The organism is Pseudomonas sp. ATCC 43928, from assembly GCF_005938665.2.
GTDB lineage: Bacteria > Pseudomonadota > Gammaproteobacteria > Pseudomonadales > Pseudomonadaceae > Aquipseudomonas.
Genome location: NZ_CP041753.1, coordinates 6357420 through 6370202 on the forward strand (window position 1 = coordinate 6357420; position 12783 = coordinate 6370202).

Annotated in this window: 14 protein-coding genes and 1 other RNA gene; 6 read left to right on the forward strand and 9 right to left on the reverse strand. The window is 61.1% G+C overall.

Annotated features, from left to right (window positions below):
• Positions 1-134 precede the first annotated feature (134 nt).
• Positions 135-1274, forward strand: coding sequence for a DegT/DnrJ/EryC1/StrS aminotransferase family protein (locus FFH90_RS29375; RefSeq protein WP_138866475.1), 1140 nt, complete (start codon positions 135-137; stop codon positions 1272-1274).
• 47 nt (positions 1275-1321) lie between these two features.
• Here the strand turns inward: FFH90_RS29375 and gcvH are convergent, their stop codons facing one another.
• From gcvH to FFH90_RS29415, 8 genes are all read right to left on the reverse strand, one after another.
• Complete coding sequence (gene gcvH / locus FFH90_RS29380; RefSeq protein WP_138866476.1) at positions 1322-1705, reverse strand: glycine cleavage system protein GcvH; 384 nt, start codon at positions 1703-1705, stop codon at positions 1322-1324.
• 50 nt (positions 1706-1755) lie between these two features.
• Entirely contained in the window at positions 1756-2838 is a 1083-nt protein-coding gene (gcvT, locus tag FFH90_RS29385) for a glycine cleavage system aminomethyltransferase GcvT (RefSeq protein WP_138866477.1), read from the reverse strand.
• Positions 2839-2994: 156 nt separating this feature from the next.
• On the reverse strand, positions 2995-4611 hold the full coding sequence (locus tag FFH90_RS29390) for an iron ABC transporter permease (RefSeq protein WP_111453018.1): 1617 nt from the start codon (positions 4609-4611) through the stop codon (positions 2995-2997).
• Positions 4612-4787: 176 nt separating this feature from the next.
• Positions 4788-5792: an extracellular solute-binding protein gene (locus FFH90_RS29395; RefSeq protein ID WP_096479394.1), complete on the reverse strand. Its 1005-nt coding sequence runs from the start codon at positions 5790-5792 to the stop codon at positions 4788-4790.
• Positions 5793-5923: 131 nt separating this feature from the next.
• Positions 5924-7141: a 2-octaprenyl-3-methyl-6-methoxy-1,4-benzoquinol hydroxylase gene (locus FFH90_RS29400; RefSeq protein WP_168206211.1), complete on the reverse strand. Its 1218-nt coding sequence runs from the start codon at positions 7139-7141 to the stop codon at positions 5924-5926.
• Between the two features lie 115 nt (positions 7142-7256).
• Positions 7257-8444, reverse strand: coding sequence for a 2-octaprenyl-6-methoxyphenyl hydroxylase (gene ubiH / locus FFH90_RS29405; protein WP_064621037.1), 1188 nt, complete (start codon positions 8442-8444; stop codon positions 7257-7259).
• Positions 8441-9775, reverse strand: coding sequence for a Xaa-Pro aminopeptidase (gene pepP / locus FFH90_RS29410; RefSeq protein WP_019650155.1), 1335 nt, complete (start codon positions 9773-9775; stop codon positions 8441-8443). The genes ubiH and pepP overlap by 4 nt, the downstream gene beginning before the upstream one ends.
• Before the next feature lie 27 nt (positions 9776-9802).
• Positions 9803-10357, reverse strand: a complete 555-nt coding sequence (locus FFH90_RS29415; protein WP_007940361.1) for a YecA family protein — start codon at positions 10355-10357, stop codon at positions 9803-9805.
• A 125-nt stretch (positions 10358-10482) separates the two neighbouring features.
• On the opposite strand from FFH90_RS29415, the gene FFH90_RS29420 reads away from it, so the two are divergent.
• The 4 genes from FFH90_RS29420 to FFH90_RS29435 all read left to right on the forward strand — a co-directional run bounded on the left by FFH90_RS29420 (position 10483) and on the right by FFH90_RS29435 (position 11908).
• Complete coding sequence (locus tag FFH90_RS29420) at positions 10483-10692, forward strand: TIGR02449 family protein (protein WP_007940359.1); 210 nt, start codon at positions 10483-10485, stop codon at positions 10690-10692.
• The gene (locus FFH90_RS29425; protein ID WP_007940358.1) at positions 10689-11006 is read left to right on the forward strand and encodes a cell division protein ZapA; all 318 of its coding nucleotides are present in this window, start codon (positions 10689-10691) and stop codon (positions 11004-11006) included. Before FFH90_RS29420 ends, FFH90_RS29425 begins: the two co-directional genes overlap by 4 nt.
• Positions 11007-11036: 30 nt before the next feature.
• Positions 11037-11215: non-coding RNA, 6S RNA (gene ssrS / locus FFH90_RS29430), on the forward strand.
• Positions 11216-11302: 87 nt separating this feature from the next.
• Positions 11303-11908, forward strand: coding sequence for a 5-formyltetrahydrofolate cyclo-ligase (locus FFH90_RS29435; RefSeq protein WP_138866479.1), 606 nt, complete (start codon positions 11303-11305; stop codon positions 11906-11908).
• A 35-nt stretch (positions 11909-11943) separates the two neighbouring features.
• On the opposite strand, the gene FFH90_RS30090 is transcribed toward FFH90_RS29435, so the two are convergent.
• Positions 11944-12093 (reverse strand): hypothetical protein, encoded by a 150-nt coding sequence (locus tag FFH90_RS30090; RefSeq protein WP_018927582.1) that lies wholly within the window; start codon positions 12091-12093, stop codon positions 11944-11946.
• A gap of 200 nt (positions 12094-12293) precedes the next feature.
• Between FFH90_RS30090 and FFH90_RS29440 the strand changes: the two genes are divergently transcribed.
• Positions 12294-12743 (forward strand): EVE domain-containing protein, encoded by a 450-nt coding sequence (locus tag FFH90_RS29440; protein WP_064621039.1) that lies wholly within the window; start codon positions 12294-12296, stop codon positions 12741-12743.
• Positions 12744-12783 lie beyond the last annotated feature (40 nt).

Consider the following 12783-nt stretch of genomic DNA (forward strand, 5'->3'; position numbering starts at 1 on the left):
GGCGCTCAGCGTCGATGCAACTCGGTCAAACCAGCATAGCAGTCGATACCGGCACGGATGGCGTGGCGCTGTCGGTCAATCCGGATCATTATGCTCGGCGCCTACAAACGTTCGCTGATCGGGTATCCACATTTATGAGCCAACTGTCTTTCCTGCCCTTCTCCAAACCCACCATCGATGAAGCCACGATTGCCGCTGTCGGCGATGTGCTGCGCTCGGGCTGGATTACCAGCGGCCCCAAGGTCCAGGCTTTTGAAGCGCAACTCTCGGAATATTTCGGCGGGCGCCCAGTGCGTACGTTCAATTCCGGCACCTGCACCATGGAGATCGCATTGCGAATTGCCGGCGTCGGACCGGGTGATGAAGTGATCACCACGCCGATTTCCTGGGTGGCCACCGCCAACGTGATTCTGGAAGTTGGCGCCACGCCGGTGTTTGCCGACATCGACCCAGTCACCCGCAATATAGACCTGACGCAGCTTGAAGCAGCGATTACCCCACGCACCAAAGCCATCATCCCGGTGTTTCTCGCGGGACTGCCCATGGACATGACGCGCCTTTACGCGATTGCAAAAAAGCATGGTTTGCGAGTGGTGGAAGATGCCGCCCAAGCATTGGGTTCGAGCTGGAACGGCCAGCGAATCGGTGCGACTGGCGATTTCGTGTCCTTCAGTTTCCAGGCGAACAAGAACGTCACCTGTTCAGAAGGCGGTTGCCTGGTACTGAACAACGCCGAGGAAGCGCGGCTGGCGGAAAAGTACCGCTTGCAGGGCGTCACCCGCAGCGGTTTCGACGGGCTGGACGTTGATGTGCTGGGCGGCAAGTTCAACATGACCGATGTCGCGGCAGCCATTGGCCTGGGGCAGTTTGCCCACATCGAAGCGATCACCGCTCATCGTCGTGAGCTGGCCAAACATTACTTCGCTTGCTTCGGCGAGGACTTCGAAGCGCAGTACGGTGCTCAACTGCCCCCGGCGGATTTCGAGAACAGCAATTGGCATTTGTTCCAACTGGTGCTCCCGGAACGCCAGGATGGCAAACCGGCACGGGCCACTTTCATGGAGCAGATGCAGGCACTGGGAGTGGGTATCGGCTATCACTACCCGCCGATCCACCTGCTGAGTCTTTACCGCGAACGCGGGTTCAAGGAAGGCATGTTCCCGGTCGCCGAACGGGTCGGACGACTGATCGTCTCGCTGCCGATGTTCACGGCCATGGATAAAGCGGATGTCGAGCGTTCGGTGGCTGCGGTGAAAGCCGTGTTGCGGACTTGATTCGGCCTTTGCAGGAGCTGCCGAAGACAGCTCCTGCAAAGCGGGTATTACTCGCCGATGGCGGCCTTGTAGCCCATCGGGTCGAGCAGCTTGTCCAGCTCAGAGGTATCGCTTGGCTCGAGTTTGAAGAACCAGCTGTCATAAGGCGCGCTGTTGACCAGTTCCGGGCTGTTGGCCAACTCTTCGTTGACGGCAATGACTGTGCCGGAGACCGGCGAGTAGATATCCGACGCAGCCTTGACCGACTCGACGACACCCGCAGCCTCACCGGCAGCGAACACTTTGCCGATTTCCGGCAGCTCGACGAACACCACATCACCCAAGGCTTCCTGAGCATGGTCTGAAATACCCACTTTCACGCCGCCATCATGGTCTAGACGGGCCCATTCGTGACTTTCGGCAAAACGCAGGTCGACAGGAATTTCGCTCATGTTCTGTGTCCTCAAGAAAAATGTCGGCAGTCATTGACCGCCAAAAAAGGTTAGATCAAGGTTTTGCCATGGCGTACGAAGGTCGGCTTGACCACTCGAACCGGGTACCACTTGCCACGGATTTCCACTTCAGCGCGGTCGGCGGTGGCCGCCGGCACGCGCGCCAGTGCAATCGACTTGCTAAGCGTAGGAGAGAAACTACCACTGGTGATCTCCCCTTCGCCAACATCGGCGATGCGAACCACCTGATGCGCTCGCAAAACGCCACGCTCTTCAAGGACCAGACCGACCAGTTTGTGTTGTACGCCATTGGCCTGTTCGGCTTCCAGGGCCGTGCGCCCGATGAACTGGCGCGAGGCCGGTTCCCAGGCAATGCTCCAGGCCATGTTGGAGGCCAACGGTGAAACGTCTTGATGGATGTCCTGACCGTACAGGTTCATCCCGGCTTCGACCCGCAAGGTATCGCGCGCGCCAAGGCCGATCGGGGAAATACCCGCGCCCACCAGATCGTTGAAGAAACCCGGCGCCTGATCGGCCGGCAGCACGATTTCCAGACCATCCTCACCGGTGTAACCGGTGCGGGCGATGAACCAGTCACCGTCGGCCTGACCTTCGAAATATTTGAGCTGCTGGATCAGCGCAGCGCGGGACTGGGTCACCAATTCGGCAATCTTGTGCCGGGCGTGAGGGCCTTGAATGGCCAGCATCGCCAACTCGGAACGCTCGTTGAGCTGCACATCGAAGTCGCCGAGATGAGCCTGCATCCAGGCCAGGTCCTGATTGCGGGTGGAGGCGTTGACCACCAGCCGATATCCGTCATCGAGGCGATAGACGATCATGTCATCGACGATACCGCCGTGCTCGTTGAGCATGGCGCTGTACAAGGCACGGCCGGGGCTGTGCAGGCGCTCGACGTCGTTGGCCAGTAAGTATTGCAGCCAGGCCTTGGCCTGGGGGCCGTCGACATCGATCACGGTCATATGGGATACATCGAAAACCCCGCAATCGCGGCGCACCTGATGGTGTTCCTCGACCTGCGAGCCGTAATGCAGAGGCATATCCCAACCGCCAAAATCGACCATCTTCGCGCCGAGGGCGAGATGAAGGTCATACAGAGGCGTGCGCTGTCCCATGGGTTTCTCCTTCCGGGCGTGGCGAAGGTGCGGACAGCCGCTGTACGGGGTGAAATGCCTTGAAATAAAGGCTTTCAGCCGATTTCAGCAACCCGGTCTGAAAGACGGACCGCACCGAATGCCGCGCATTGTAGCCGCAAGGTGTAGGACTGACACCTAGCCGTTTCGATGCGCCGACCTTCTGATTAATCCGATGACCGGCAACAGCCCGACCAGAACCAGGGTCAGTGCCGGCAACGAGGCCCTCGCCCACTCGCCTTCGCTGGTCATTTCAAAGATCCGCACCGCCAGCGTGTCCCAGCCGAACGGGCGCATCAGCAGGGTCGCGGGCATTTCCTTGAGCACGTCGACGAACACCAGCAACGCAGCGCTCAACGTGCCCGGAAGCAGCAGCGGCAGATACACTTTGAAAAACAGTCGTGGCCCACTGACGCCAAGGCTACGTGCTGCTTCGGGCAAAGAGGGCCGTATTCGCGCCAGGCTGCTTTCCAGCGGCCCGTAAGCCACGGCGATGAATCGCACCAGATAGGCCAGCAACAACGCCGACAGACTGCCCAGCAGCAACGGTTTGCCCGCGCCACCAAGCCAGCCCGACAGCGGAATCACCAGTTCGCGATCCAGATAACTGAACGCCAGCATGATCGACACCGCCAACACCGAGCCCGGCAGTGCATAGCCGAGGTTAGCCAGGCTGATGCCGGAACGGATCGCCCGGGTCGGTGCCAATCGACGGGCAAAGGCCAGCAGCAGCGCGACGCTGACGGTGATCAACGCCGCCATGCCGCCCAGGTACAAGGTATGCACGATCAACCCGGCATAACGCTCGTCCAGATCAAAGCGCCCGCGTTGCCAGAACCACACCAGCAGTTGCAGCACGGGAATGACGAAGGCGCAGGCGAACACCAGACCACACCAGCTCATCGCCGCCAGCGCCTTGACCCCATGCAGGTGATACAGCGCCTTGACCCGCGGCCGTTCGTTGCCCGCCCGGTTGGCGCCGCGGGCACGGCGTTCGCCATATAACACCACCATCACCACTAACAGCAGCAGGCTGGCCAGTTGCGCGGCGGTGGAGAGACTGAAAAAGCCGTACCAGGTCTTGTAAATGGCGGTGGTGAACGTATCGAAGTTGAACACCGACACCGCACCGAAATCCGCCAGGGTTTCCATCAGCGCCAACGCCACCCCCGCGCCGATCGCCGGACGAGCCATGGGCAACGCCACTCGCCAGAACGCCTGCCACGGGGATTGCCCAAGGACTCGCGCCGCCTCCATCAGGCCTTTGCCCTGAGCCAGAAATGCAGTGCGCGCCAACAGGTAAACGTAGGGATAGAAAACCAGCACCAGCACCAGAATCACGCCACCGGTGGAACGCACTCGCGGCAGCCTCAGACCACTGCCGAACCATTCGCGCAACAGGGTTTGCACCGGCCCGGCGAAATCCAGCAGGCCTACGAAGACGAAGGCCAGCACGTAGGCAGGAATCGCGAACGGCAGCATCAACGCCCAGTCCAGCCACCGCCGCCCCGGGAACTCACAGAGACTGGTGAGCCAGGCGAGGCTGACGCCCAACAGCGTCACGCCGATGCCAACGCCGACGACCAGCGTGAGGGTATTGCCCAGCAGCCGCGGCATCTGCGTGTCCCACAGGTGGGACCAGATCTGCTGATCGATGGTTTGCCAGGAAAGAAGCAGGACGCTCAGGGGCAGCAGGACCAGCGCAGCGATGACGAAGACCAGGGGATACCAGCGGCGTTGGGCGGGGTGGGCCAAGGACAGTTCTCGTTTAAATGATTGTGCCCACGCTCTGCGTGGGCACACATCTTGTGACGCTCTGCGTCACGCCTCGACGCAGAGCGTCGGTGGATGCATTCCCATGCAGAGCGTTGGAACGATCAGGCCGGCAGGGACGCCGCCACTTCATTCGGTGGCGCAGTATATCGACAGACTCAGTTCCAGCCGACCCGATCCATCATCCGAATCGCTTCAGCCTGACGCTTGCCGGCGATTTCCACTGGCAAGGTATCGGCCACGAACTTGCCCCAGCTCGCGACTTCAGCCGAAGGCTGAACGGCAGGGTTGGCCGGGAACTCCTGGTTCACGTCAGCGAAAATCTTCTGCGCTTCAGGCGTGGTCATCCACTCCACCAGCGCCTTGGCGGCTTCCGGGTGCGGTGCATGTTTGGTCAGGCCGATACCCGACAGGTTGACGTGCACGCCACGGTCGCCCTGATTCGGCCAGAACAGTTTCACCGGCAGGTCCGGCTTCTGCTTGTGCAGACGGCCATAGTAGTAAGTGTTGACGATGCCGACGTCGCACTGACCGGCATTGATCGCTTCCAGCACGGCGATGTCGTCGGAGAACACGTCGGTGGACAGGTTGTTGACCCAGCCTTTGAGGATCTTCTCGGTTTTCTCGGCGCCATGGACTTCGATCATGGTGGCGGTCAGGGACTGGTTGTAGACCTTCTTCGCCGTGCGCAGGCACAGGCGGCCTTCCCACTGTTTATCGGCCAGCGCCTCGTAGGTGGTCAGCTCACCGGGTTTCACCCGGTCAGTGGAGTAGGCGATGGTCCGCGCCCGCAGGCTCAGGCCGGTCCAGGCATGGGAGGATGCGCGGTATTGCAGCGGGATGTTGGCGTCGATCACCTTGGAGGTGAACGGCTGGAGGATGCCCATCTGCTCGGCCTGCCAAAGGTTGCCGGCATCGACGGTCAGCAGCAGGTCGGCAGTGGCGTTTTCGCCCTCGGCCTTGATCCGCTGCATCAGCGGCGCTTCCTTGTCGGTGATGAACTTCACCTGTACGCCGGTTTTCTGGGTGTAGGCATCGAAGACCGGTTTGATCAGCTCATCGATACGCGAGGAGTAAACCACCACCGCGTCGGCAGCCTGGGCGGCGGTGCTGCCTATCAGGGTCAGGGCCAGTGCGGTCAGTAGACGCTTGGGTGCCAACATGGAAGCGGTCTCTCGAAATGGGAAGTGAGGCCAAATGATAAGGACTCACATTTCGCTTCTCAATCGAACACTGGGCGGAGGAGTTACCAGATGTTGCACAATCGAATGAATGACAATGTGGCGAGTGGGCTTCAGGCCTTGGCCAACGCCGGCAGATCCCCGATCAACCCAAGCGCTTCACGCACGAACAACGCCTTGGCCTCGGGCATTTGGTCGACCATCTTCAACCCGGTATTGCGCAACCAGCGCACCGGCAACGGATCGGCCTGGAACAGCCGTTCGAACCCTTCCATCGCCGCCATCAACGCCAGGTTGTGGGGCATGCGCCGACGCTCATAGCGACTGAGCACTTTCACATCCGCCAATCGCTCACCGCGCGCGGCCGCTTGCAGCAGTACTTCGGCCAATACAGCGGCATCGAGGAAACCGAGGTTCACGCCCTGCCCGGCCAGTGGATGGATGGTATGGGCCGCGTCGCCGATCAACGCCAGGCCTTCAGCCACGTACCGCTTGGCATGACGCTGACGCAGCGGCACGCACAGACGCGGGTCGGCATTGAGCACCGTGCCGAGGCAGCCTTCGAAGGCCCGCTCCAGCTCCTTGCAGAAGCTTTCGTCGTCCAGTGCCATCAGGCGTTCGGCTTCGCTCGGCGTGGTCGACCAGACAATCGAGCACCAATCCTGCTGGCCGTCCCGTTCCAGCGGCAGAAACGCCAGCGGGCCGTTGTCGGTGAAACGCTGCCACGCGGTCATTTGATGCGGTTTGGAACAGTGCACACTGGTGACGATCGCGTGGTGCATGTAATCCCATTCGCGGGTCGCAACGCCGGTCAGGCGCCGCACCGCCGAGTTGGCGCCATCCGCCGCGATCACCAACGGTGCCCGCAAGGTGCGGCCATCGGCCAGGGTCAGCAGCCAGTCGTCACCGGAACGGCGCATCTGCTCCAGACGCGCATTGGCCAGCATCCCGAGGTCGCAGTCGTGCAGCCGGTCGAGCAAGGCGTCCTGAACCACACGGTTCTCGACGATATGCCCGAGTACGTCGGCATGTACGCTGGTCGCCGAGAAATGGATCTTCCCGGTGCCGCTGCCATCCCAGACGTGCATGTCGGTGTAAGGACTGCTGCGCCGGTTGGCGATGCCGTCCCACACGCCCAGGCGTTCGAGTATTCGTTGGCTGGCCGCCGACAGGGCGCTCACCCGCGGCTCGAACGGCGCTTGGCCATCGAAGGGTTTGACGCTCAAAGGGCTGCCGTCCAGCAGCAGGACTTCGAGCCCGCTGTTTTGTAACGCCAGCGCCAGGGCACTGCCGACCATTCCGGCCCCGACAATCAGCAGATCTGCGCGCATTTCCATGCTTTAGGCCTGTCTCTCTTGCGGCTTGAGCCGCAGGTAAAGGGTTCTCTCGACGCGCGTCACCGAAGTGCTCGCGTCGTCATGAATATTGATGTGCAGGTGCGCCCGCTTAAACATCGGGACGTGTACCCAGGCCCATGGCCTGCCGGGCGAACCAGCGCTTGGCCGGCGGCAGCAGATCGAGACCGAGCAGGCCGATGTTGCGCCCCAGGGAAACCAGCGGCTGGGTGCTGCCAAACAACCGGGTGACCTGATCGGAGAAGCCCACGGTCAGGTTCTGGTCCAGACGCTGGCGCTCGCGATAAGCCTGCAACGTGGTGAAATCGCCGAGCGCGGTCTCGCTGCTCAGCAAGGTGTCGGCCAAGGCCTGGGCATCGCGCAGGGACAGGTTGAAGCCTTGTCCGGCAATCGGGTGCAGGCTGTGCGCGGCGTTGCCGAGGATCGCCAGATGTGGGCGGACTTGCTCCTCGGCTTCGATCAGCGACAGCGGATATAAATTGCGGGCGCCGACCTGTTTCAGCGTGCCGAGGCGATAACCGAACACGCCCTGCAACTCGTTGAGAAAGCTGCGGTCATCAAGGGCCGCCAACCGTTGCGCGTCCATGCCCAGACGGGTCCAGACCAGGGCGCAACGGTTTTCCGGCAGCGGCAACAAAGCCATTGGGCCGTCGTCAGTGAAGCGTTCGAAGGCCATGCCGTTGTGCGCTTCGCTCGGAGTGATGTTGGCGATCAGCGCGCTCTGGTTGTACGGGCGCTTCTTGATGCCGATCCCCAGCTGTTCACGCAGGCCCGAACGGCCGCCATCGGCCAACACCGCGAGGTCGCATTCCACCAGGGTTTCATCGTTGAGCGTCAGGCGATAGCCGTCGGTCAGCGGCTCCATGGCGGTGACTTCCGCCGGGCAACGCCAACTGATCACGTCCTTGTCCAGACTGTGCCAGAGGCATTGGCCGAGCCAGGCGTTTTCCACCACATAACCCAGTGCTGGAACGCCCTCTTCCATCGCCGACAACCGCGCGGTGGAAAAACGCCCACGGTCGGAGACATGAATCTGCTTGATCGGCTCGGCGCGGCGGGAAATTTCCTGCCACACGCCCAGCCGTTGATAAATCTGCCGGGCGCCGAACGACAACGCTGAAGAGCGAGCGTCATAGCTCGGTTGGTACGTATCGCCGGGGGCAAAGGGTTCGATCAGCACGATCTTCCAGCCACGGGCCTTGGCCCCGGCCTGTAACGCCAACGCAAGGCTGGCGCCAACCAGGCCGCCGCCGATGATTGCCAGATTGACTCGACTCATGCCGCTTGTGTCCGTGCGGCGGCCATCAAGGCCTCGATCTCGGCGACCGTTTTCGGTACGCCGCTCGTCAGGATTTCACAACCGGTTTTGGTGACCACCACGTCGTCCTCGATGCGCACGCCAATGCCGCGCCATTTCTTCGCCACGTTCTGGTTGTCCGGGGCAATGTAGATGCCCGGCTCGACCGTCAGCGCCATGCCGACTTCCAGCACGCGCCATTCGCCGCCGACCTTGTACTCGCCGACATCATGCACATCCATGCCCAGCCAGTGGCCGGCGCGGTGCATGTAAAACGCCTTGTAGGCTTCGCTGGCGATCAGTTCATCGACCTCGCCCTGCAACAGGCCCAACTTCACAAGGCCCGCGGTAATGACGCGAACCGTGGCTTCATGCGCCTGATTCCAGTGTTTGTTCGGTGCGATTTCGGCAAACGCCGCTTCCTGGGAAGCCAGCACCAGCTCGTAGATCGCCTTCTGTTCCGGTGAATACTTGCCGTTGACCGGCCAGGTGCGGGTGATGTCGCTGGCATAGCAGTCGATCTCGCAACCGGCGTCGATCAGCACCAGATCGCCATCTTTGAGCACCGCGTCATTCTGCTGGTAATGCAGGATGCAGCTGTTGCGCCCGGCGGCGACGATCGAACCATAGGCCGGCATCTTCGCCCCGCCCTTGCGGAACTCGTAATCGAGCTCGGCTTCGAGGCTGAACTCATGCAAACCGGCACGGCTGGCCTGCATCGCCCGGATATGCGCCTGGGCGGAAATCCGCGCGGCTTCGCGCATCACCTTCACTTCTGCCGCCGATTTATACAGGCGCATGTCGTGCAGCAGATGATCCAGGGCAACGAATTCGTTCGGCGGCTGGGCACCGAGATTCGCCTTGGAGCGGATCACGTTGATCCAGTCCATCAGGTGCCGATCGAATTCCGGGTTGCTGCCCATGGCCGAATACACCCGGTCGCGGCCTTCGATCAGGCCCGGCAGGATGTCGTCGATGTCGGTGATGGGGAAAGCGTCGTCGGCGCCGAAGTCGCGGATCGCGCCTTCCTGGCCGGCGCGCAGGCCGTCCCACAGCTCACGCTCGGCATTGCGTTCACGGCAGAACAGGATGTACTCGCCATGTTCGCGACCGGGAATCAAAACGATAACGGCCTGAGGCTCGGGAAAGCCGCTGAGGTACTGGAAGTCGCTGTCCTGACGGTAAACGTGCTCGACGTCACGGTTGCGAATGGCAACCGCGGCGGCGGGCAGGATGGCGATGCTGTTGGGTTCCATCTGCGCCATCAGGGCCTTGCGGCGACGGCTGTATTCCGATTTCGGGATATGAATCATGGGCAGATGGCTTTTCCTGGCTCGCGATTAATGCAACGACGGTTTGGCGGCTGCTTCGTCGGTTTTCTTGGTTTCAGTGAACAGCAGCAACGGTGCGACGCGCAGGTACTCCATGACTTCCATGTAGTCGCTTTCGCCGTCGTCGGACTCTTCCAGGGCGTCTTGCACCTGAGAAATGGCGGCCAGATCCTGCAGCACTTCAGTCGCTTCAGCGCTGAGGGCATATTCGCGACGGGTCAGGCCGAAGCCAGTGAGAAAGCCCTGGCACCACTGGCCCAGCGCGGCTGCGCGCTCGGTGAGCGGCGCGTCGTCGCTCGGCAGCAGCAGAACAACGGTCATGTCGTCGCTGGTAAGCTCGCCCTTGACCATCTCTTGCAGGCCGATCAAGGCGTTGCGAACGTTGTCTTGCGGCTCGCCTTCGAGCAGCTCGGCGGCGTCTGCCAGCCAGCTGTCGGCATCGAAACCGGCACCGGCGCAGCTACGGCCGAGCAGCAGGCCGTGCAACTCGGCAGGCGAGACGGGATGGCCGCTGGTACTCAGCAGGGTGGCGAAGGCTTGGTACGGAGAATTCTGAATGGGCATGGGTAGCTAGGCGCCAGACGGCGCTATGTCTAGAATGAAGGCCTTGTATCCTACATCGACAGACTCGCCAAGACTATTAAAGGCTGTCCGCCAGCTACCTCCCATCAGACGAACACGTGGACACAATGGAAGACACCGACCTGCAAGCGCTGATGGCCAGACTCGAGCTGCTGATTACCCGAGTCGAGCAACTAAAGAGTCAAAACGCACTCTTACTAGCTCAAGAAAAGACCTGGCGCGAGGAACGCGCGCACCTCATTGAAAAAAATGAAATCGCCCGGCGTAAGGTCGAATCGATGATTTCGCGCCTCAAGGCCCTGGAGCAAGACTCATGAGTTCAAGCAATAGCGTTACCGTGCAGATCCTCGACAAAGAATATTCGATCATCTGCCCCCAGGAAGAGCGCAGCAACTTGATCAGCGCCGCCCGTTACCTGGACGGCAAGATGCGCGAAATCCGCAGCAGCGGCAAAGTCATCGGCGCCGACCGCATTGCCGTGATGGCTGCGCTGAACATCACGCACGACCTTCTGCACAAGGAAGAACGTCCGGATGTTCAGGTCAGCGGCTCGACCCGCGAACAGGTTCGCGACCTGCTGGACCGCGTCGATCTGGCGCTGTCGACCGATCCGGATGTCACCAAGGGCTGATTCGCCAGGCCGCTTGAGTTATACTCGCATCACTCCCTGGGGTGCTTGCCAGTTGACCACGTCCCTGAGCCGATTCGCACTACCCTGGAGGTTGCACGTTGGGCTGGTGTGCATGTCCGCTAGACGGAAAGCCTTAAAGCCTACTGCATCTTCCACCTTGAACTTTCGGGTTCAAGGGCTAAGTCAGCAGCGGTTCATCCGGGGAGCCTGATTTCAATCCGATGCCGGTTTTCATACCGGCATCGGCATGTTTACGGGTACGCTTTTAGTACTCGCACTTTCTGAAGCCTGAATCCATGACCGAACCTGCGCTGCTGCCCCGACCGCAACTTCGACGCATGCTGCGCAAGGCCCGCCGCGCACTGACCCCCAGTCAGCAGCGCGAGGCCGCTCGCGGGCTGTATAAGCAATTGGCCCAGCACCCACTGTTCCGCCGCGCAAAACACATCTCCCTGTACCTGCCCACCGACGGTGAAATCGACCCGCGCCTGCTGATGCGTGCCGCGCAACGTCGGGGCAAGGCGACGTACCTGCCGGTACTCAGCGCCTGGCCGCGAACCAAAATGGTGTTCCAGCGGATTCGTCCCGGCGAAAAACTCAAACCCAACCGCTTCCGCATTCCCGAACCACGGGCCAATATCGCCCGGCAACGCAAGGTCTGGGCGCTGGATCTGGTGTTGTTGCCGCTGGTGGGGTTTGACGATGTCGGCGGACGCCTGGGTATGGGCGGCGGCTTCTACGACCGAAGCCTGGCGTACCTGGCGCGTCGCAAGAATTGGCGCAAGCCGACGCTGCTGGGCCTGGCCCATGAATGTCAGAAGGTTCAACGATTGGCTCAGGCGAGCTGGGATGTACCGTTGCAGGGCACGGTCACTGACAAGGCGTGGTATTTCGCGGGCTAGACGCCACTGATCTCAGCGGCGTCCAGGCGACAGGTTCAGCGCTTGAACGCCGACGGCTGTTGCTGCGCGATCTCGACGGGAGCATCGGGTTTGTTGTTCCACAGGCTTTGGGCATAGCCGGTGGTCACGACACCAAGGCCGAATAAAATAACCAAAATCCATAGTAAATCCGGTTTGCGTTTCATCGACTGCCCCCCAAAGGCACATCAACACGATGACAGCAGCGGTTTCCGTTGTAGGTGTAGGCCGTGCAGCAGCGTCAAGCTAAGAAGGCCGGCATTTTGCGACAACGTGAACCGACACGCAAACGCTGGCGTCAACCGACTGTCGGTTTGTCATAAAATTGCCTGACCACTTGCCCACCCACCTCGCAAGGAGCAAAACCATGGCTTATTGGCTGATGAAATCCGAGCCCGACGAACTCTCCATCAAAGACCTGGAGAAGCTTGGTCGAGCGCGCTGGGACGGGGTTCGCAACTACCAGGCGCGCAACTTTTTACGGGCCATGGCAGTCGGCGACGAGTTTTTCTTCTATCACTCCAGCTGCCCTGAGCCAGGGATTGCCGGGGTCGGAAAGATCGTCGAGGCGGCGTATCCGGACCCGACGGCGCTGGAGCCCGAGAGTCATTACTTCGATCCGAAGGCCACTGCCGAGAAAAACGCCTGGAGCGCGATCGATGTCGCTCACGTCGAAACGTTTTCCAAGGTGCTGAAGCTGGATTATCTGAAACAGCAAACGGCGCTGGCCGAAATGCCATTGGTGCAGAAAGGCTCGCGCCTGTCGGTAATGCCGGTGACAGCCGAGCAATGGGCAGTGGTGCTTAATCTGCGCTAAATACTGCGCTACAGCCTGTGACTCTGGCTTACCTTGCCAA

What these genes read in the sequence shown, in the direction of transcription:
- FFH90_RS29420 (WP_007940359.1), top strand. Translation starts at nt 10,483, where the DNA reads ATGGAAGACACCGACCTGCAAGCGCTGATGGCCAGACTCGAGCTGCTG.
- FFH90_RS29400 (WP_168206211.1), bottom strand. Translation starts at nt 7,141, where the DNA reads ATGCGCGCAGATCTGCTGATTGTCGGGGCCGGAATGGTCGGCAGTGCC.
- FFH90_RS29435 (WP_138866479.1), top strand. Translation starts at nt 11,303, where the DNA reads ATGACCGAACCTGCGCTGCTGCCCCGACCGCAACTTCGACGCATGCTG.
- ubiH (WP_064621037.1), bottom strand. Translation starts at nt 8,444, where the DNA reads ATGAGTCGAGTCAATCTGGCAATCATCGGCGGCGGCCTGGTTGGCGCC.
- FFH90_RS29395 (WP_096479394.1), bottom strand. Translation starts at nt 5,792, where the DNA reads ATGTTGGCACCCAAGCGTCTACTGACCGCACTGGCCCTGACCCTGATA.
- FFH90_RS29415 (WP_007940361.1), bottom strand. Translation starts at nt 10,357, where the DNA reads ATGCCCATTCAGAATTCTCCGTACCAAGCCTTCGCCACCCTGCTGAGT.
- FFH90_RS30090 (WP_018927582.1), bottom strand. Translation starts at nt 12,093, where the DNA reads ATGAAACGCAAACCGGATTTACTATGGATTTTGGTTATTTTATTCGGC.
- gcvT (WP_138866477.1), bottom strand. Translation starts at nt 2,838, where the DNA reads ATGGGACAGCGCACGCCTCTGTATGACCTTCATCTCGCCCTCGGCGCG.
- FFH90_RS29440 (WP_064621039.1), top strand. Translation starts at nt 12,294, where the DNA reads ATGGCTTATTGGCTGATGAAATCCGAGCCCGACGAACTCTCCATCAAA.
- gcvH (WP_138866476.1), bottom strand. Translation starts at nt 1,705, where the DNA reads ATGAGCGAAATTCCTGTCGACCTGCGTTTTGCCGAAAGTCACGAATGG.
- FFH90_RS29425 (WP_007940358.1), top strand. Translation starts at nt 10,689, where the DNA reads ATGAGTTCAAGCAATAGCGTTACCGTGCAGATCCTCGACAAAGAATAT.
- pepP (WP_019650155.1), bottom strand. Translation starts at nt 9,775, where the DNA reads ATGATTCATATCCCGAAATCGGAATACAGCCGTCGCCGCAAGGCCCTG.
- FFH90_RS29375 (WP_138866475.1), top strand. Translation starts at nt 135, where the DNA reads ATGAGCCAACTGTCTTTCCTGCCCTTCTCCAAACCCACCATCGATGAA.